Below are 20414 nucleotides of genomic sequence, written 5' to 3' on the forward strand. Positions count from 1 at the left end.
TCAAGACCTCCAGGGGCCGGTGACATCAAAGAAGCCGATGCCGCCAGTCGTATTGCCGGGAGCCCCCGTCGCCATGCTCAGCAAGGTTTTGCCCGCAAACTGCGCCGTGCCCGGGGTCAGCGCAACATCAACACCAAATGCAGCCGTCACCCCCGATTGCGGGCAATGGTATGCCCCTGGCACCACGCCCCGTGGGCCGTTCACCGCAGCCCCGTCGGTGAGCAAGATTTCAGACAAGCGCAGGCCGTTATCGGCGCGACTGGGGAAATTGCCGCCAGTGGAATCGGCACCCGACGGGCTGCTTGCAGCGCCAAAAACCTGACGGAATGTGCTGATGGCCGCACCCAGCCCGTGGCTGGCGCGCATGATGGCGTACCCCTCCGAAGACATCGTAAACAAGCACCCGCTTGATTCGTAATAGCCCGTGCTGGTAGCTCCGGTCAGCACTGCACACCAAGCGTCCCCACTGCGGAAGCTATTCAAATCCCCGACATAACGGCTGATTGCGATGCCTCCCACCTGGGTCGTTGGCGTGCCCCCATAGGGGCTGTTCAAAAAATAGAATCCGCGCGAGTCTCCCACCAGCAGCCAGTACGTGGATGCCGAAGTCGCTCCAGGCAATTTGTGCCAATACCAGCCCCCAGACTGGGAGGGGCTGACCCCCACTCCTGTGTCCACATCCGTCATGGACTCGAACATCTGAACCCGAGCCCAAGCCGCATTGGTGTCATCGACCCGGATATAGGGTCGGGTGCTGGCAGGATCGAGGGGGCGATACACCGCCTTATTGGTGCCGGTGTATACCTTTTCCCAGCCCAGCGGAGCCAGCTTGAAACTGATGGAGCCGGTAACTGAGCCGTCCGGCAGGTCGGTCTTGAACTCCACCCAGCCGGTGGCGACAGCCGTCACCTTCTGCTCTCCGTTGAGCGCAGCATGCGAAGCCCCCGAGACCAGAATCACCACCTCTCGCTTGGCGGCACTGGCTCCACTGGCGAAGCTCATGCGGCAGACGCCGCCGCTGATGACGGCTGAATCCACCGCCTTGGCACCAAAGCCGCTGATCAGGCAGGCATCCAGAGCGGCGATCAGGGTGCCCGCTGCGCCCGATAACCCAGGCGAGCCCGCCATGGCTGAATAAAAATGCTTGACTGAGGTATCTACAGGGGATGCCATATCTCTCTCCAGGAATTCAGTTGGTCTGCGGGCGGTTCACATCACCGCGCGCCAGGATGGAAAAGCTGTGCTCGATGCCGGTCTCAGGCCCTGGCTGGATGGTTCGCACGACCCAGAAGGGATAGATCGCGCCCACGGTGTTGATGCGCAGGATGTTCCCCACGGCCCAGCCACTGCCCCAGCCGAGCGGCTGGATCGTGAAATACGGCTTGCCGGTGGCCGGGTTAAGCGGCGAGCAGACCGCATTGATGTCGCCCGTGGCGATCACGCCCACATGCTCACCAATCACCCGGAATTGGCTGGTCGACGTGAACTCCAGCACCCAGCGTTCGGTGCTGCCGCCCGCATTGGTGATCTCGATGGGCGTCACCCCTTGGTCGTACTTGGCGGGCGGCTCCTGCCCCATCAGGGCGTCAGACCAAGCGTTATCGACCCAAGTCTTTTGCGCAAAGGCCAAGCTCACCCGAGCGCGGCGGTCGCTCGCCTGCAGGGCGCTGGAGACATAGGTGCCGTCCTTGGGATAGTCATGGGTCAGCGCTCGGTTGAAAGTGATCTCGCCCGAGATCTGCACATCGGTGGCCGTGGCCATGTCTTCGATCCGATCCTCAATCGTCACCGGCATGGTCATCGCGGACACATCGGTAAAGGTGACCAGCCCGGCCTCCAGGTCGACGGTGTAGCCTGTATTCAGGGATTTGCCGTTGGCATCCCTCACCACCACGCGGGACAGACGCACGCGGGCCAGATTGATGGTCTGGTTGTTGCTGACGTTGAGCTGGGCGCTGGTCTTGGTATGGCCCACCACGCACAGTGAGCCAGGCCGGAAGATGGGCACCTTACCGTCACTGGGCAGGCGCACCGGGTCGATGCCGATGATGTCGGCATTCATGGGCAGATAGGCATAGGCCACCGCCGAGTAGCGCAAGGCGCTGGCAACCACGGGCTGCGGTTTAAAGATCTTGCCGTCGGGCTGGACGTTGGCCGCGTCATACCAGGGCTCGGATTCATTGCCTGCGGCCACGACCAGGGCACCGAAGCCCAGGCGCACCAGGCCGGTTTCATAGTCCACCGTGCCAACCACGCCGGGAGCCGTGATCGTGCCGTCAATGGCTGCACTGACGTTCTGCGTTCCGCCCGAGGCCCTGGGCACCTGCACCGTGAGGGAGCCGGGACGAAGGGGAGCCGCTGCTGTGCGGAATACATAGGCGCTGGAGATAGCCTCGCCCAAGGTTGTCACGCTGTTGGAGCGGCGCAGCTGGTTGGCATTGCCCGGCGTCCACGAGGTCAAGCCCACGCGGCCCGTGGCGTAGTTGACGGAGCCGCGCGTCACAAAGCCGCCCGAGGTCAGCACCCGCAGCACGCCCCTGCCGTCATCGCTCCAGGGCTGACCGCTGGAGGGCATGAGCAGCACAGAGCCGGGAACCACCGGGGCCTGCACGCCCGTGACCAGATCAAACTCAGGCGCAAACGTGACTTGCAGCGTGCGGCGCGTTGCGCTGCCCGTGGTGCGAAAGCGAATCTTGACGTAGCCGCTTTCGTCGTTGGGGTAGATCGAGGGCGCATTCAGGTACTCGATGCCCTCATAGTTGAGTCGGTACTGGGCGACCTCGCCATTGAAACCGCCGCCGCTGACTTGGCTGGACGAGTAGACCGGCTTGGGAATCTTGATGACGACATCAGGATTGAAGTCCACCGCTCCGGTGCTGTAAGTGACCGTGCCGACCTGCACGCCATCGAGCATCAGCTTGCCGTTGCCGTCATCGCGGGCAATCTGGGTCGGGTCGACAAGCGTCACGCCCATTTCTTTGAGCTGATCGCGGGTATAGAGGCCGAGCACGCTCTGGTCGGTCAGCGTGTTCCACTCCACCTCGACCGTGAACGGCACCAGCGCGCCCTGGCCTGCAGAGACCGCCAGACGGCCCTGGCCGTTGCGGGAGGGATGTGCCAGATTGACCTCGACCGCAGGGGCCGTGTCGACCGTGACATCGAGCACCGTGCCCACGGCGGGCAGCAGCCTGGGCGAAAACAGAACCTCGGAGCGACCGACCCGCACCTCGCCCGTGGCGTCTCCCTGGAGCTGCCAAGCGGCAGTGGCCGTAGCGGTGCGCTGGTCGGTGCCATCCATCCACTTGATATCAAAAGCGCCGGGATACAGCGCCTGGCCCGCCGGCAGCTGCAGCCCAATGGTCTGGCTGATCAGCAGGTCAACGGCAGGCTGCACGGTTTCCTGGGTCGGCACGCCCCAATGCTGGACGATGGAGCTGCCCACATCGGGCAAGGCACCCAAGGTGACGACAAAGCTGCCGGTCTCGGCGCTATAGGTGCCTGCGCCATAGCTGGAGTCGGTACCGCGCAGGGTGCCATCACCAGAATCAGACAGCACATACCAGCGGCCCTGCGCCCGGTAGCTAAAGCTCAACGTGCCGCGCGCCGGTAGCGGCGTGATAAAGCCGGTATAGCTCTGGCTGCGGTTTTCCGCCGTGATGCGGATCTCGCTGGACTGCGGCATGCGCTGCATATAGGCGGCAGGCCGGTAGCTGATGGTCTTGATACCGCCATAGCTGCCCGAGCTGGAAGTAATGACGCCGTTGGCATAGTCCACCAAGCCGATCTGCTGGGTGCCTGACATCAGAATGCCGCCCTTGTCGGTAAAGGTCACGCCCCCCACCTGAATGCTCAGCGAGCCAGGCAGGCAGCCGCCCGGCAGAGCCAGGCTCGTGGTGTTGCTCCAAGCCTGGTCTGTGTTGAAGGTCACGGCCTCGGCCGCAGAGACCGGGAATCCCGCCGCTGCATAAGGAATCGCTGCAGGAATCGGCGTCTCGCTCTGGGCTGAAGGCACGATCTGGGTCATGATCGTCTTGGCGATGATGGTGAAATCGCCCAGGGCTGCTGCCTTTTGCAACGGGGTCACACCCACATAGCTACCCGCATCGGCCACCACCGTATCGCGCAGATGGGCGCTGTTGCCCAAGCGCGTGAATTGGCGGCTGGCCGGGGAGCCCGTGAAGTCATAGCGCAAGGCGTCCGACAGCTCCATGGTCACGATCAAGGCCTTGTAGTCCTTGTCTATGTCGTAGGTGAAGGTGCGCTCCACACTCGTCACACGAATGGCACGGACATATTGCTCTTGCTCGTTGGCCAAGCCTTCATTGCCGACCAGCACCAAGGTCTTGCCTACGGCAGGCAGCTCGGTACCGGGGCGCTGAAATATCTGAATGACGCGCTGTCCCTTGATATGGTTCTCGTAGAGATAGCCCGCCCACTCGGCGCCCTTGTTGAGATAGGCCTCCAGCCGGGCCTGTGCCTGGGCGCGGGTGTCATAGACCCCGCCCGTGGCAAACAGGGTGATGGAGACATTGGGATCTTCAGGCGGCTTTGCCACGATGACATTGCTGCCCTGATAGGTGTCGCGGTCTTCGGTGTCCACGCCCACACATAGCTGACGCATGTTGGCGCGGCCCGTGGCGCGGTCCATCTGCGAGATATCCGGCATGACGGCGTTTTCTTGGCCGGAATCGATCACGACCGTGGACGGCCCGCCACCGCCCTCTGGCACATCGTCCATGACTCGGCTGGCTCGCAGCTGGATATCGCCTTGCAAAATTGCCATCGTCAAACCTCAATGAATCGGAAAGTTGGGAGATACAGCTGCTCGGGCGATTCCTCGCCGTCCTGCAGCTTGAAAACAGGCTGACCTGTAAAGCCGCCCTTGGCGTGGTCAAACATGACCTGCCGCGTCTGGCCACGCAGCACCAGGGTGAGCTGGATGCCGGGCAGCTCGGCCCAGGCCTGCAGCGTTGAGCACAGCGCCCGCGTGATCCAGGCGGCGGTCTCGGTGCCCATCAGCGTGATGGGGCGACCGGCCTGCTTTAAAGCCACGTCGACCAGCAGCGCGCCCGTGGTGCTGTAACTGGTGGCTTGGTCGACCGGGCTCCAACTGAACTCGTCCTGCCAGTCCAAGCGGTCGCTGATATGAGCGGTGGTGCCGTTATAGGTAAGCGTGATCATGAGGAAGCGGCCCCTTTCTGGCGGCTCAGCTCTCCGAGAAACTGGTTCAGCGAGGCGGCACCAGCCGGGTCAGTGTTGACCTGGCCATAGGGCTGGCCATTGAGCTGCAGATTGATGGTGGAGATCTGGCGCGAGGCCATGGCTTCCAGCGGGGTCTTGCTGGAGGTTTCGGCGTTTCCAATGCCCTTCATGGTGTTGCGCAGCGTCATGGCATCCACCTCGGCACGCCATTCCGACATGAGCAAGTCCATGCCCATATTGCCCAGGGCACCGTTGCTATTGGTCGTGAATGGGTTGTCACGTTGGTACTGCCGTTGCTTTTCCTGCAGCCAGGCATCTGCCTGAGCCTGGCTTTCAAAGGAAGGCACCGCGTCCAGGCTCTGAATCGTTCCAGCCCTGCGCTTGGCATCCTGCAGCTGCAGCTCGCGCGTAGCCAGTTCATTCGCCTTTTCCTGGGCCGCAATTTCTCGCTCGCGCTCTGCGTTCAGGCGCTCCAGGGCCGTGCGATGCTGGTCGATGGCATTGGCTGCCCGGCTGTGTGAGCCTGCCGAATCGTCGACCGAGCCCTTGAGCCTGAGCGTGGCTCGACCGGCGCTGTCGACCGCAACCTCGTATCCACGCATGGCTGCCTCGGCCTGGACCCAGGCTGGCGCGATGCCCTTGTTGGCGGCAATCGCAGCATCAGCAGACTTTTTGAAAGCCTCGCCCATTTCACGAGCGCTGGCCGTGCCGCTGTCGCGCAGCACGTCATAGGCGGCTTTTGCATCGGCTGCCGTCTTCTTGAGCGTTTCATCCGAGGTAATGCCCAGCTGCTTGAATGCCTCGCGCACGCTATTGATGCCAGGCGTGGCCGCGTCCAACGCATCCTTGAGCACATCGGCTTTCTTTTTGGCCTGGTCAAGCAGACCATCGGCCAGCGGTTGGCCCAATGCGCTGCGCACCGATTCGATTTGCTCCCGGATAGCCTTTAATGCGGCTTCGCTGTCCGCGCTTTCAATGGCCTTGCTGAAACTCGCATTCAGCACTCGACCGGTGTCTACACCCTCTTCCTTGAGTTTGCCGAGCTGGTCAATAAGCGCCTGAGTGTCATTAATCGCACTACGAGATGCGGCGGCAATATTTCCCCGAAGCACGTCATATTCCAGGCCAGCGCGTTTAATCGCTTCGGTCAGAACCGCATCGGTTAATTGCGCCAGGCGCTGCGCTTCACGGCTGCTGCCCAGAAATGCCGCTCTGGCATTGGCTTCAAATACCGCTAAGTCCTTGCCCGACAAGGCCTTGGCCCAAGCCGCCTCAGTTTCGCTGGCCGTAATCTTTGCGGTCTCGCCCAGCTTGTCCAGGGTGGCTGCAAAATCCTTGATGCCTTGAATCTTGGTTAAATCAAAACCTTCGGTGACGCTCTTTAAGGCATCAGCGCTGGCCTTGCCAGACTTTGTGAGCTGCTCAAACTCAGCCACGGCATTGCGAGCAGCCTTTGACAAATCAAATAGCTTGTCTGCCGCGTCCTGGGTTTTCTGGGCTTGGGCGGCGCGCGCTGCTGCCAATTCACGCGCCGCTGCGGCAGCGGCCTTATCCGCCTTTTCCAGCTCTTCGGTGCGGTCCTTGTATCCAGCCAGTTTGGCCGCGCTCTCACCTATCCAGGTGCCGATATCTTTGATGTTGGAAACAATGCCAACCAGAGTGAAAGTCTTGAGCCCACCCATGACCGCCGCAAAACGGCTGGTGCTGGCTGCAGCTCCTGCGGCTGCCGCCTGTGTGGCCACGAGCTGGGCATTAGCTGCGGCAATGCCAGTAGCGGCCACTTGTGTCGCTTGGCCAATGCCCAGAAAGTGCTGCGCCAGGCGCAATGCAATGAATGCCGCCGCAGCCTGGCCTAAATCCATCAGCAGGCCCGCAATGCTCTGCAGGTTACTGGCCAGCAGTTGAATGGCTTTGGCCGCTGCTGCGCTGGCACCATTGGCCTGGTCCACCTTTTGCACATACAGGGTCCATTGCGTGGACAGATCCTGCATGGCCCGACCCACGGTGGGAGGCAAGCGCTGAAACTCTGCGGCAACGGCTGCACTTTGGCCCTGCAGGGCAGCAATCACCGTCTGCGTGGTCAGCAAGCCGGACTCGGCCATCTTGCGCAGCTCGCCCGTGGTCACGCCCAAACCATCGGCCAAAGCGCGTGCCAGGCGCGGAGCCTGCTCCATGACGCTGTTGAATTCCTCACCTCGCAGCACTCCGCTTTGCAGACCTTGGATCAACTGGGTGATGGCGGCAGATGAGGCCTCTGCGCTGGAGCCACCAATCTGCACGGCCTGGTTGATGGTTTCCGTGAGGCTCAGGCTCTGCAAGCTGGCCTTCTCGGCACTCAGACCGGCATCACGCCCGGCCTGGGCGATGCGAGAAAACAGCACCCCGGTGTCTTCAAGCGCGCTGTGGGTGCGCAGCGCCACCTCACTCACGCCCTCCCACGATCGCGTGAAGTTCTCGCCCTCACCCGTAACCAACTTCATGCGGGCCTGAAGGTTGTTGGCCTGGTCAGCTGTGGCGGCCAGGTCGAAGGCCATATTTTTAAGGCCCTGCAGCGACTGCAGTCCTATATAGAACTTCTGCAGCCGGTCCAGCTGCTTGCTGATGGACTCCACGCCATCACCGATCTGGCGGTGGCTGCGCACCATGCTGGCGGCGGCATTCTGTGCGCCTGCCGCCGCACCTTGGTGAGCGGGCACCAACGTGAGCACTGATTCACGGACTTGCTCCACCTCCTGACGCAAGCGCTGCTGCACCTGCTGGGCATTGCGGCCAGCGACGCCAAAGCGCTGCAGCTCACCCTGGGCCTGGGACAGGGCCTGCTTCTGCTGGTCAAACGTGGAGCGGGCACTATCCGCTGCCGTATTCAGCTGCCGCAGCGCTGCTGCTTCTTTTTCTGTCGGCGGGCCAAGCGCCGAGATCTGGCGACCGTAGTTCTTGGCTTCCGTCTCGGCCTGGCGCAAGCTGGCAGCCGATGACCTGGCCTCGGCATCCAGCTTGGTGAAAGTGGTGATTGCGGCGTCCTGCTGGGCCAATTCGCGCAGCCTGGTTGCCGCCGTGCGCGCCTCAACCGCAACCTCCCCCTCCAGGACCTTGGCAACATTCTCCAGATCGTCAGCCAGGCCCACGATGGACTCACGCCCCGTGACCCCGGTGTCAATCTGCAGGCTGATTTGCTTATCTGTCATGGATTCCTACAATGGGCGGATGACTCGTCTCATCGCCTTCATTGCATGCATCGCCTTCCTGGTGGGTGCAGGAGTGTCTGTGCGTGCAGGCATGGCACTTGCGGCAGTGGCCTATGGCCTGCTCGGTGCCTATGTCCTGTGGACCGGGCTGCAGATATTTCTTGGCCCCAGACGGTGACGCTGCTTGAAAGCGGCTTTCAGGCATCACTGTCGGTTTTTGAGCGCCAACAAAAAAGGCCAGCGAGTGCTGGCCTTAGTCTTTTAAAGGGTCTGGTGCGGCGTCAGGTCTTGCGCACGCGGTAGTACTTGCTGATGCCGTTGCCCACCTTGGTGGAGTCCATCAGGACCGAGCCGGTCACCTTCAGATTGATGAACCCGCTTTCCTGCAGCAGCGCGATGGATGATGCCACGCCCTGGCTCGCGCGCCAAATTTCCACGATGGCCAGCTTGCCGTCATCGGCTTCGTTCAGCCCCTCCAGGATGATCTCCAGTTCCTTGGGCTTGGTGGTCAGCGCCTCGATCACGGCATAGCCCACGTGAGAGTACGCAACCTTGACCTCTTCACCCTCGGCCAGCCCTGTCGCGTCCTGGAACACGAAGATGCCAGCCGGGCGCACTTCATAGTTGCCTGCCGCAGGAACCACATCGCCAGTCGTTGGGTACTTGTAGTTCACCCAAATGCCCTTGCCATCCGTGACATCGGGAGCAGCGGGATCGATCTGGATTCCTGCTGCTGTGACCGTATAGTTGCCCGCCATGTTGAGCGCGGTGGCCGTGGCCACGCTGTCACCGATGCGCACCGTCACGTCCGTGGCCCCCGCATGGGCCAGCGCTACCAGGTCGCCCTTCTTGACGTCCAGATGCTCTTCATCGGTCACGGTGGCCGTGCCTTGTGTCGTGCCTTTGGTCAAGACGACATTGCTGGGCTGCAAGTGCTTGGTGCGCAGCAAGCCGCCTCGCGTCACTTTCAGGGTCTCATTGCTGATCTGGCCCTGCTCCACCCCGCTGACCGTGCCCTGCGTGGCGCGCGCCAGATTGATCGGGTTGATGTCGGCCAGCGTCATCGCCAGCTCCACCTCCGTCACGCGGCGGATCTCGGAGTGCGTGCCGCCGCCCAGCGTGGTCATATTGGGTTGCTTCTTCACATCCTCCTTGTGCGACAGCTCGGCAGCCAGCACGTTGCCAATGGGCAGCGGCGCACTGGTGCTCCCGTACTCGCGGGCATAGATCTGGCCGACCAATGCGGCAGGGGCAAAAATGCGTTTGATGACGTCATCAGACATAGGTCAGTCCTTTGTGTTGACAGGTTGAGATGCGGGTTGAGATGGCGATGGAGCGGGCGCGGCCACGCCCATGGCCTCCAGCCATTGCGCGGTATCGGGGTGCACTGAGATCCCCGCGCCGGGCTGGAGCACGGAGCCCAGGTGCTCGTGCTCCGCCTTCAAGGTCACAGAGACCATGGCGGGCTGGGCCGGTGCAGCCTTGCGGCGGGAGCTGGGTTTCATGGCTTCCTCCATTCCACCCAGCTGCGGGTGCTCATCTCCAGCATGGCGCTGTGGCACAGCACCCCGGCAAACATGACGGGGCCAGCGCTGGCCACCTGCACGCCGCGCTCCTCCTGGGTGGAGCCGCCCAACATGCCGGGCAAACCGAGCGTGGTGTCAACGCGCACGGCAGAGCGGATGCGCTCGACCAGGTCGTCAAAGATCAGCTCACTCTCCACGGCATCTTTAAAAGCCATGTAGCCACGGATCAGCCAGCGGTGCTCGTTGAGAATGCGACCGTTTGCGTTGACCTCGGTGGTCGCAGTGCGGCGCACATACCAGCCACGGATATGGGGGTCCATGCCGAAGGCATCGTCGGCCTGCACCGGGCTGTACAGATAGAGCTTGCGAAACTCCGCATCACTGGTGGCAAAGCGCTCCCGTGAATGAACCATGCCCACGGCAGGCACCCCAGCCAGGACGGCCAAGAGCGCCCTGCGGGCAGCAGACAAAGTGGCGGCAGTCATGCCTTGCCTCCTGTGATGAAATTGAGGATCTGGGCCGCAGCGCCTTCAAACATCGCGATGACCTGGCCGCGCGTGGCCAGGGAGGCCCGCTCCATGGGGCGCTGCGGGGCGGTCCCTTCGCGCGCAATCTTTCTGGCAACCAGGAAGGCCACCCGTTTGACTTCCTTGGGCTCACGAATGCCCAGCACGGCCTTGACCCAGGGTTCGATGGCCTTGATCGGCGGCATGTGGGGTTGGGTGCCCAGCTCAATAAACAAAGCCGTGGGCTGGCTGCTGCCCACAATGCCTAGCACCCCAGCGGGCGTGCTGGCCACATCGCTGGTGATGCTGCGGGCCGTGATGCCACTGACGCGCGGCATGTTCTCCTGCCACTCGCGCTGCACCAGCAGCGTGGCCTGGTGCATGGTGGCCTCCAGCACCTGGCGGGTGTAGTCAGGCTCCTGGCGCAGGCCGCGCTCGATGGCGCTCAGATCGCCCAGGCTGATGTCGAGGTTCATAGGCCGCCCCTGCTCACCAGGCGGTGACGCGGATTACGGCGCGGCCAGCTCACGACCGCCGACACGGCAGATCCAGCGACCGCATCCTGCAGCGACGGGTCCAGTTGGCCAATACCTGCAAAATAGGCCGCGCGGTAGTCCCTGGCGCGGGCTGCATAGTTGCGCGAGCGGCTCTCCGTGCGAGACATGTCCGAGCCGAGCGTGGTCTCGCGATCGCCGGCAAACCGCGTGGCCAGTTGCTGGCAAAGCAGATGGGCCGCAAACGACGCCACTGCCAGGCGATGACGCTGGGGAATGCTGTCGGCGGTGGCGTCCAGCACATGGGGAAGCAGAAAGCTCACCCGGACCAAGGCATTGCCAGGCAGCGCGTGTTCGCTCTCCAGGCCCCAACCTTTAGCCGTTCTGTAAGCCTCCGCTAACACCAGAGAGGCAGGACGCCGCCCCACTGGAAACTCCACAGACTGGATGACCGCGCTATCCGACCAGGCCGCAGGCACCGGACCAAAGACGCCATTGGCAGGCCACACCACCTCTTCCAGCTCCAGGCGCGGCACGTCTTCGCTGTAGCGCATGCGTGCCTGGTCGAGGGCACGGTCACGCACTTCAGGGATGATCACATCGTCCTGGTCCGAGACCATGTCCTTGACCAGCTTCTGAAAATCCTCAAGCGCCACGACGGCTCCTAGTGTTTAAAGAGGGAATGAAAAAATCGACCACGGGTTTGCAAAGGCTCCTGGCCAGGCTGGTGGCTTTGCAAACCCGCCCCGCTTGGGGCAGGCCTGGATGGGGCTGACGGGCTGGGCGAGTTACGCGACCACAGCCTTGGTCGTGCCCTTTTCACCGTCGACCAGGACGGTGCCGCCATAGATGTGGCGGATCTTGTAGGTCAGCTTGTCGTTGCTGAACATGGAGCCGCCGTTGGGCTGGTCCTGCACAAACAGCTCGGGCTCTTCCTGGCCGTCCAGGAAGCCGACCTCCAGCACCGGCAGCACCACAGGGTCAGCGACCGTGCACCAATCGTTGGCGTCCGTCCAATAACTGACGGGGATCACCTCGGGGTTGATGGTCTGAACAAAGGTCTTGTCCAGGTTCTGGTTGCGCACGAACAGGTCATAGGCGGTTTCCTGCAGCTCGAACGGCACCAGGATCGCTGCTGGGCCTGTGGCCAGACGCTTGGCGCTGCCCGCACGGGTCTGCTTGAGCATGGCCAAGCGATGCGCCGCGAACTCGGAAGCTGTCAGTGCGCCCGTGAACAGGTTGTTGTGATCGGCGTGGTACAGCGCCTTGGCGTCGTAGATCAGGCCGTTGACGCGGAAGAAGTCGAACACGAACTCATAGAGCGTGTTCTTGGCCGCCAGCGCCAACTCGGTGGGAATGCGGCGCAGCGCCTGGACATCGTCGTTCTTGATCGCTTCCAGCGTCACGTCCTCCGTGCCGCCGCGCTTGCTCACCGCAAAGGTGGCCTTGTCATCGCCAGGCGAGCCCAGCGGCTGATAAGGAGCACCCTGCGCGACCGCAGGCAGGTTGCCGTAGCCACCGATGCGGATGCGTTCCTGGGTGCGGAAGTCTTTGATCGGCGCGGTCGTGGCCACACGTCGCCAGGCGTCGAGGTTGGTCAGGCCGGTGTAGACCGCCTGCATGCGGCGGGTGATGCTGTCGCCCAGCGCATCGCTCCAGGTGCTGCTGGTGACCGACTCACGCATAACGCCCAGGCTCTCGGCCATGCGACCCAGATCGCAATCGCGGATCTGGCCGGTAACACGGCGGTCGCCTGTGATCTCGATGTAGCACTCGCGCAGCGACTGCACGTTGCGGTGCTCCTTGTGCGTGGGGTCGAAAAACGCCGTCAGCATCTCGCGGATGGACACGCTGCGGTCTTCCACGTTGATGGAGCCGTTACCGAACGCAGGCACACGCACCGTACCGGACTCCGTCATGCGGGCGATGTAGTCGCCTTCGGCCTTGATCAGATCACCCACGGCGGCTTCAGTCAGGCGATCAGCGCCAGCGGTGGCCACCTGAGTCAGCAGACGCTCCTTGGCTGCCTGTGGTAGCTTGGCGGCATTGATGCGCTCGCGAGCCGCACCTCGCAGCTCAAACACCTGCAGGTCGGCGCGAGTCAGCGGCGCTTCGTCGCCCTGCGCCTCGGTCACACGCTGCGCGCCAGGCTCAGGCACCAGTGGGCCGCAAACGGCTTCATGCAGATTGACCACCTCGTCGTCGGTGATCGTGTCCAGTTTGATGGCGGCATGCTTCGCCGGGTCTTTGGCCTTGATGGCCTCCAGCATGCGTTGCTTCCACAAAGGCATGGTTTGGCTTCCTTCTTGAGATTCAGGGGGAGAGGTACTTGGATCGGCAGCGGCTTCGGTCAGACGGTCCAGGCCGCCGCCCGCGCCTGGCTCGACAATCAGGTCCACCGAGTGCACCTTGGTGAAGGTCACGGCTTCGCGCAGGGTCTCGCTGCCATTGCGGCGTTGACGAGTGCGGGCATCAGCGTCGATCGACAGGCCCAGCAGACCCTGCATGCCCCGTTTGACGGAGCCGACCATCTTGGTGACCGTCGAGTCGCTGGGGTCGATGGCTTTAAAGGTGCCGACCAGACTGCCGGTGTCGGGCGTCTTGCCTTCTACAAAGCGCACGCTGTAGATGCCGCCGATCAGATTGCGCACGTCCTTGCCCTTGCCTGCGCTGTGATCAGCATCAGACTTGGCGAACACGCGCACGCCCTCAAACATGGGGGCCGCTTCGCGCAGTGCCTGGTCGGGGTAATAGTTGCGGTTGCCGCTGCGGCCCGCACGGATCAGCGTGACCTCGATCGTACCGTCCTGGGCTTCACGGAAGGCTGCCGCTTCCTGAGATTCGCGCACGATCTCTGAGAGCTTGACTCTGCCCGCCGCACGGTCTGCCTCGGAGATATCGGGAAAGATGGCTCCCGTCTTATCAGACACGGGCTGGAACTGCGCCACCACCTCTTCACCTTCAGCCAGAGCCACGGTGTTATCCGCGCTGACGGCATAGGCGTAGCTGTAAAGACGGCCCTTGACCTGCACCACGGCCCGGTCGGGCCAGATGCCTCGCATGTCCACGTAGTAGTCGCTGTTGACCGTCAGCCGCAGCTTGTCGCGTACAGCCTGGCGCACCAGCTCGATCAGTTGGCCGTATTCGGAAGTGACCGCCTCCGTCAGGCGATCAAAGCCCGTGCCGTGAGGGATGAGCTTGAGCATGGCTTATTTGCCAGTCAGCTTCTGACCGTCCACAGTCACTACGACGATGTGGGTGCCGTAGTCCTTGAAGGACAGCACTTCATCGGCGGAAACTGCGAGGCGCTTTTCTTTGAACTTGTCCTTGCCTTCTGCAGGCTCCAGGACGATGCGCTGGACGCGCTTGGCAGCCTCGGCTGCCGTCAGCTTGATTTCTTTTGTCTCGGATTCGGACATTGGCCACTCCATCGAAGATGAGCCGCAGGGGCGCGGCATTGCGATGGAGTGACTGTGCCCAGAGGGACATAAAAAAATAAGGCCCGCAAATGCTGGCCTCATCTCGCTGTACGTCTCACCTCGTACTAGGTAGATATCTACTCGAATTCAACTCGAGTGTAGAGCGCGTTCACAACGCAAACAACCGCTTAAGGCTGTTCAGATCACTTGCGCTTCTTTGAGTCATCGACCCAGAAGCGGAAGACTTTGCCATTCCTTGGGTAGATCGTGCGCCCGTTCTTTACGATGTAGCGACACACCACCCAATGGCCTCCAGTGCGGGGAGTAGTCATGGGAACCTTTCTCACGGACATACCGTGAAAGGGTTGCCAGGGGTTGCCGGTTGCAGCGCCAGACCTTGAGACGTAGAATCCCTTGGCCTTTCCCGTCAAAGAAAGCACCGCCGATGCCTCACCCGTAATCGGCACCAAGGTGGCGGAAGCTGGTAACTTCCGCCATCAACCTTGGTCAGAACAGGTCCATCTGCCCCGGATGTGAACGCCAGTGCTGGCTCACTGTCTCCCAACGACCGAAGCGGCGTCTGGTGTAGCAGCGAACATACACAGATTTTGTGCGCATGTAGTACATCTATCTTCCTTTACAAAAGGATTGAGAAGTTTTGGCTTGCCTACACGCGCTGAACTGATACAGTCCGTTCCTGTCTTCTCCAAGACATGCGTGCGTAGTTGGTTTGGTAGACCTCTATTCACCATCCCATAGAGTCCCAAGGTGTTGGTAGCGCCTTGGGGCTCTTTTCTTTTTCTGCTTGGCTCATTTTTTTCGACCAGTAAGCCTAGCTAATAGTTTATGAAGCATGTCCTCTTGCGCGGGTGAACTAAATCCGAGCAATTCAACGGCAAAGTCGTCAGCTTCAACTTCGACATTGACGATCCCCATCGGGTTATTTTTTTCAAGTCGAGCAAAAACCATTTCACCGTGCATCACCATATGACCCAGTTCATGCGCCGCAGTGTATTGATGCTCCTTTTCACCGTTGCACATTCCGTCATACACATCTACACGCAAGGCGATGATTTTTCTAACTGGGTCGGTAAAGCCCAGTCGATGCCCCATCTCCTCCTTCTCCAAAATTATGGGATGCCATCCACCCCATATATGGGATAGATACTCATACACTTTGGGTAGGTCCAGCTTACCGTCGTGCCCAGTCAATGCGAACTGAGCACAGGCTGTACTGAACTGATGGACGTATTCACATATCTCGGCCTTTGATTTTCTTAACATGGGATTCCTTATATTTTTCCAGCACACTGGAAATTACAGCTAAATCCTCTTCCGTAAGCTCAGGCAAATAACGTGCAAACGTACACGCAGCATCCTTTACTTCGGGAGAAGAACCCTCGAGCTTCAGCTTTATTTGCTTCTTTGTCAGTTCAGCAAGATGCGAAAAATGCTCTTGGTTAGCCTCAACTTCTTGATAGCGAGCAGCGAGACGCTGCACGAAGTCTTCAGGAGCGGCCTTAGTTCCTGTTTCGATGGCAGAAAGCATTGCTGTCGAAATTTCCAGCTTTTTTGCCATGTCAAACAGCACTTCTTCTCTTCCAATTCTTATCTTCCGAAGTTCCTTTCCCAGTTCAGTCGATTTCATAATTAATCCTTCTTTCTCCTTCGATGCACCACCCTGCAGAGCGGTGTAACGATCTTCTGTCTTCATTTGGTTGGATCCGAGGGTGTCACACCTCGGGGGTTGCCTTCGCATTGAGGCAGTGGAATTTTACAACCTAAACAGGTTGAATTTCAACACCTATTTTCAATATCGAGCGAATCCGTACCGATAGAACTCTTCGACCGGTTGCAAAGCACGTTTAAAGTGCCTTTAAACGGATCTCTGCTGAGGGTTCGCTGTACAGGGGGGCGATGCCCAATGGACTTACATTTAAAGCGGCTTAGCCCTAATCACTCCAGCCGGCTCCCCGCCCTCTTCGCCGCCTGATCCAGCGCTGCCTTGCGTCCATCAAGCTGCAGCTCGCGCTCGCTGAATGGCTTGGCCCCAGGCGTCATCACCCGCCAGCTCTTCATCCAGGGGATGGAAATACACCCACAGTGAATGATCTGCTCCACGGGAGCCCTGGGGTCATGCGGGCACTGCATCTTGTCAATGCCGCCGCCAGGGTTGGGCACTTTGAAGGGCTTGCTGGCTTCCACGACCTGGCCGTCGATGATGTCGTGATTCCAGCGGCTGTGGATCTTGCCGCTGCGCCGCCACTGCTTACCCAGGCCTGACACCAGGGGCTCGGCCTGCTGCAGTCGCTCATTGGCGGCCAGGGCAAAGGCACGGCTGACCTCGGTGCGGACAATGGTGGCTGCGCGTCTGGGTGACTCGGCCCCGAGAATCTTCTGCACCGCCTGAATGGCCTGGTATGGCGTCTGCGCGCCAATAGTTGTCTGGCCCAGTTGCTGACCAATCTTGCGGGCGGCTTCGTTGCCCACGTCCTTGAGCCGCAGTGAGCCAAAGGCTTTCATCTGTTTGAGCACGCCCGCATCGAGCTGGGCCAGTTGCAGCTCCACGCGGTGGCCAATGATGGCCAAGGGCTTGTCTATGAAGTCCTCCCCCAGGGTCCAGGCATCCTGCATACGCATTTCAAATAAGGCACCTGCGCGGCTGGTCGCTCCGGCCAGGACGTCCTCGATCTGCCCCAATAAGCGCGAGAGCTGCAGCTGCTGCCAATCGGCAGGCAAGCTTGCCAGCGTGACCAGGATCTGATCGCGAGCCTCTTTGAGCAGCAGCAGAACCTGGGTTTCTCCAGTCAGGAGCAGTTGGGCGCGCTCGCGCAAGCGCCGGGCAAGCTCAGCCTCAAATGCTTTATCTGGCTTTTGGCCCTGCTCCCGCTCGCTTTTTGCTTTCTTAGCCATGGCTCTGACCAGATGCCTCACCCCGTGCGGCTGCCAGATCTGCAGGCAAATTGGTGAACACGTCTTCAGCGTCTCGCTTGGCCTTGCGCTCGGCAGCTTCCTTGCGTGCGGCTTCCAGCTCGGCCTTGGCATCAAAGTCCTGGCCAAAGCGCTGGGCCACGTCGGCCACGATCTTGAGGGCGGTCTCTTCGGTCATCAGCCCGGCCTCGATCATCTGCACCACGGACGCGGCCAAGGTTTGCATGGCACTCGCAAATTTGGTGACGTCGCGGTTGAGCAGCTCAGGGAAGACCGCAGTCACCTGCCATTTTTCTTCTGACCAGTCAGGAGTCACGCCTTGGGTTCGTGCCTGGCACAGCAACACATGGCGGCCAATCTCCTCCAGCATGATCTTGAGGAAGGACTGGCGCATGCTGTACATCTTGAAGGTGGGCTCACCCATCTCAGAGGCGGCAGCGCGGTTCACATCCCCGCCACCACCAAACCAGTGCTCTGGCATGGTGCTGCCGCCGAGCACATGGTTTCTTAATAAGCGGGCGCTCTCGCTGGTATCGGCAGCCTGCAGACTCGGGCTCTTCGCTTCCAGCGTGACACTGTCGTTATGGACGAAGGTGCTATTGGGAGCGGGCGGCACAAAAGTCTTCTCGTATTCCTTGACCTTGGCGTCGTCTGCACCCTTCAGCTCCACATCCCAGACAAAGGAGCGCAGATAGCCGATGCGGTCCAGCTCATTGAACAGGAACTCGTCATAAGCATCCAGCCAGTCCATCTGGCCCAGAAGGTCGGAGCGACCACGGCTACCGTTGGGAAACTTGTTGAGTTGGTAGAGCAGACACTCACCATCTGTAAATTCATCAGCGCGAATGCGGCAGGTGTTCTCACTGAACAGCTCCGCGTCCTCACCCAGAACGATGACTCTGTATTTATATTGACGCCCTCGGTTGTCGCGCTTGGTGATGACACCGATGGGCTGCTCAGGGTTGCCGGGGTCATTGACCACGGTGGCGATCTGGCGTGGGTCCAGGTAGCCCAACCGCACAAAGCCGTCGCCATCGCGCACATTGGCGATATAGCACTGCTCACCCAGCAGGCCCAACGCACGCACCCTTCCCTGCAGCTTCAGCGGCCAGTTATTGATGGGGTCGGTCCAGAACGTATTGAGCACTGCCTGGTGCTCCTCGTCCTGGCACTGCAGAGAGACACCCTCTGCCAGCAAATAGGCCAGAGGTAGCTCGGTCAATCGGTTGGCCAGCAGATTGCTTTGCCACAGATATTCGGCCAGCTTCTGCATACGGTCCTGGGCCATCGGTGCCAGGTCGCGGTCATTCAAGCTATCGAGACCGCCGCCGCTGAGCTTGCGCCATCCTTCATCACTATTGCCCTGGGCACTGGCGGCTTCCCGCATGGGCTGGGCGTGATGTGCCTGGTCTGCGTCTTGCGCGACCGCTGCCTGGTCAAAACCCAGAAAGGATATGAACCGGCTCCATGCCTGGGGCTTCATGTATTTCTCCTGAACATTCGTGAGGCCTGGCGGGCATAGCGCTCGCGGGCAGTCTGTACCTGGTGGTTGTTGCCGCCTTGCGTGGCCGCAGCAATGCCGCCTGTGACAGCCAGCATGTAGAGCATCTGGACCATGTCAGGACCGTCGTCGTGATCGGCCTTGGGAAAATGCCTGAACTGGTCAATCAGCGTGGTCTGGCTGCTGTGCACCCGGATCAGGCCGTTGTGCATATGAGGCTGCAGGCTTTCAATGCGCAGCAGCTTGTCGCTGATGGGCAAGAGCGGACGAGCCGGTACCGGGATGCCCTGCTGGGCGCTGCGCTTGACCAGCTCGGTGCGCAGGAATTCCTGGAACTGCACGGATTCGAAGCCCCAGACGATGCAGCAGTACTCGCGCTGCATCTCGATCACGTCGCTGATGATGCGATCGGGCACGCGCTTGCGGATGGCTGCCTCGACCACATCCATGATGCCGGTCTCGCGGTTGTAGCCGCCAACGCCGATGGCGCTGGGGTCGCGGCTATTGCCTGCCCTGCCCAGGCTGGGGTCGCACGCGCCGTAGAACACCCACTCGGCCAGGCGGTTGACCCAGAAGCGGATGGAGTTGGCAAACGGTGCATCCTCCCCGGCTGTCGGATCGTTCTGCTGCTCAGAGTCAAAGGCCGAGTGCCCTTCACGGGCACGGCGGATCATCAGCTTGACCAAGGGGCGCAACGCTGGCCAGGAGACTTTGCTGCCCTTTTCCATCTCCGCCTGTTGCTCTCTATATAGAGCCATGGCGGCAGCTTCGCCCTCCTGGGGCGTGTCGGCATTGAGCAGAAAGCCTTCGAACTGCTCCCACAGATCCATGCGCTCGGGCCACTGGATGATGGCTTTAAAGACTTTGCGGTTCCACAGCGGGTTCTTGAGAAAACGCGCCAGCACGCTGTCATAGTGCAGCACGGTGCCGACCAGGATGGCGTCCATGGAGTCATCAGGTGGCCCCAGCGACAGCACGCTCTTGGTCACAAAAGCCTGCAGCTTGTCGCGTTGGGCCGGAGTGTTGACGTTCTCGTCGTTCTCGATGTCGTCGCAAATCGCCAGATCCGGGCGGTGCGCGCCGTGACGGCGGCCCCGGATCTTCTTGCTGGAGCCAAAGGCTTCGACCTTGCGACCATTGGCCGTCACGATCACGCCCGCCCGCCAGACACGGCCCTGCCCGCAGGCTTCGGGAAAGTCGTTAGCAATGCGCGGGTTGGCTTCCAGCTCCGCCTTGATGGCCTCCAGCATTTCTGCGGCCTGTTCAAAGGCGTCCATCACGATGATGGCGTACCACTTGGCTCCGGTGACCAGGCACCAGGACACAAAGCTCATGCTGATCTTGGTGGACTTCGCCTCGCCACGCGGGGCCGCAATGGCGTCGCGCTGCCCCGCAGCAGTGTTCACTATTTCAGGCAAACGCTTGTATAGGTACTTGTGCAGCTCGCTGGGCTCCGCCCGGCCATAGTGAGGAAAATAGTTGCGATCCCAATACTCATAGCCATTGACCGGGTCGCAGACCTTGCGGCGGCGCTCGGCAATGGCGGCAGAATTGGTGTCCCAGCCATCTAGGTTGGCGTCGATCTGTTTGCGCAGGTCATCGGCCAGCGCTGTCAGACCCGCCAGAAAATCCTTGCTGTTTTTGGCCATG

Annotated in this window: 17 protein-coding genes; 1 reads left to right on the plus strand and 16 read right to left on the minus strand. The window is 61.0% G+C overall.

The window, feature by feature from the left end:
* The 4 genes from FSY45_RS07425 to FSY45_RS07440 are packed head-to-tail and all read right to left on the minus strand — an operon-like array spanning position 1 to position 8387.
* Entirely contained in the window at positions 1-1173 is a 1173-nt protein-coding gene (locus FSY45_RS07425) for a hypothetical protein (protein ID WP_148747989.1), read from the minus strand.
* A gap of 16 nt (positions 1174-1189) precedes the next feature.
* Complete coding sequence (locus tag FSY45_RS07430; RefSeq protein ID WP_148747990.1) at positions 1190-4783, minus strand: hypothetical protein; 3594 nt, start codon at positions 4781-4783, stop codon at positions 1190-1192.
* Between the two features lie 2 nt (positions 4784-4785).
* Positions 4786-5181, minus strand: coding sequence for a hypothetical protein (locus FSY45_RS07435; RefSeq protein ID WP_043007965.1), 396 nt, complete (start codon positions 5179-5181; stop codon positions 4786-4788).
* Positions 5178-8387 (minus strand): tape measure protein, encoded by a 3210-nt coding sequence (locus FSY45_RS07440; protein WP_148747991.1) that lies wholly within the window; start codon positions 8385-8387, stop codon positions 5178-5180. The genes FSY45_RS07435 and FSY45_RS07440 overlap by 4 nt, the downstream gene beginning before the upstream one ends.
* Before the next feature lie 19 nt (positions 8388-8406).
* On the opposite strand from FSY45_RS07440, the gene FSY45_RS27790 reads away from it, so the two are divergent.
* Positions 8407-8565 carry a hypothetical protein gene (locus FSY45_RS27790; RefSeq protein WP_187427542.1) on the plus strand — a complete coding sequence of 53 codons (159 nt, stop codon included), beginning with the start codon at positions 8407-8409 and terminating at the stop codon, positions 8563-8565.
* Positions 8566-8668: 103 nt separating this feature from the next.
* Here the strand turns inward: FSY45_RS27790 and FSY45_RS07445 are convergent, their stop codons facing one another.
* From FSY45_RS07445 to terL, 12 genes are all read right to left on the minus strand, one after another.
* Positions 8669-9670 (minus strand): hypothetical protein, encoded by a 1002-nt coding sequence (locus FSY45_RS07445; protein WP_148747992.1) that lies wholly within the window; start codon positions 9668-9670, stop codon positions 8669-8671.
* 3 nt (positions 9671-9673) lie between these two features.
* The gene (locus tag FSY45_RS07450; RefSeq protein WP_148747993.1) at positions 9674-9892 is read right to left on the minus strand and encodes a hypothetical protein; all 219 of its coding nucleotides are present in this window, start codon (positions 9890-9892) and stop codon (positions 9674-9676) included.
* Positions 9889-10398 (minus strand): hypothetical protein, encoded by a 510-nt coding sequence (locus tag FSY45_RS07455; RefSeq protein WP_148747994.1) that lies wholly within the window; start codon positions 10396-10398, stop codon positions 9889-9891. Before FSY45_RS07455 ends, FSY45_RS07450 begins: the two co-directional genes overlap by 4 nt.
* Positions 10395-10895: a hypothetical protein gene (locus FSY45_RS07460; protein ID WP_148747995.1), complete on the minus strand. Its 501-nt coding sequence runs from the start codon at positions 10893-10895 to the stop codon at positions 10395-10397. The genes FSY45_RS07455 and FSY45_RS07460 overlap by 4 nt, the downstream gene beginning before the upstream one ends.
* On the minus strand, positions 10892-11569 hold the full coding sequence (locus FSY45_RS07465) for a hypothetical protein (protein WP_148747996.1): 678 nt from the start codon (positions 11567-11569) through the stop codon (positions 10892-10894). Before FSY45_RS07465 ends, FSY45_RS07460 begins: the two co-directional genes overlap by 4 nt.
* Before the next feature lie 132 nt (positions 11570-11701).
* Positions 11702-14119, minus strand: a complete 2418-nt coding sequence (locus FSY45_RS07470) for a hypothetical protein (protein ID WP_148747997.1) — start codon at positions 14117-14119, stop codon at positions 11702-11704.
* 3 nt (positions 14120-14122) lie between these two features.
* On the minus strand, positions 14123-14332 hold the full coding sequence (locus FSY45_RS07475) for a hypothetical protein (protein ID WP_255443228.1): 210 nt from the start codon (positions 14330-14332) through the stop codon (positions 14123-14125).
* 810 nt (positions 14333-15142) lie between these two features.
* On the minus strand, positions 15143-15445 hold the full coding sequence (locus FSY45_RS07480) for an ImmA/IrrE family metallo-endopeptidase (RefSeq protein ID WP_148747999.1): 303 nt from the start codon (positions 15443-15445) through the stop codon (positions 15143-15145).
* A gap of 139 nt (positions 15446-15584) precedes the next feature.
* Positions 15585-16046 (minus strand): hypothetical protein, encoded by a 462-nt coding sequence (locus FSY45_RS07485; RefSeq protein WP_148748000.1) that lies wholly within the window; start codon positions 16044-16046, stop codon positions 15585-15587.
* 242 nt (positions 16047-16288) lie between these two features.
* Positions 16289-17245: a hypothetical protein gene (locus FSY45_RS07490; protein WP_148748001.1), complete on the minus strand. Its 957-nt coding sequence runs from the start codon at positions 17243-17245 to the stop codon at positions 16289-16291.
* A complete protein-coding gene (locus FSY45_RS07495; protein WP_148748002.1) occupies positions 17238-18746 on the minus strand; it encodes a hypothetical protein in 1509 nt (502 codons plus the stop codon). Before FSY45_RS07495 ends, FSY45_RS07490 begins: the two co-directional genes overlap by 8 nt.
* A complete protein-coding gene (gene terL / locus FSY45_RS07500) occupies positions 18743-20413 on the minus strand; it encodes a phage terminase large subunit (protein WP_148748003.1) in 1671 nt (556 codons plus the stop codon). The genes FSY45_RS07495 and terL overlap by 4 nt, the downstream gene beginning before the upstream one ends.
* Between the last annotated feature and the right edge of the window lies 1 nt (position 20414).

The organism is Comamonas sp. Z1 (assembly GCF_008121555.1).
GTDB classification, from domain to species: domain Bacteria; phylum Pseudomonadota; class Gammaproteobacteria; order Burkholderiales; family Burkholderiaceae_C; genus Comamonas; species Comamonas thiooxydans.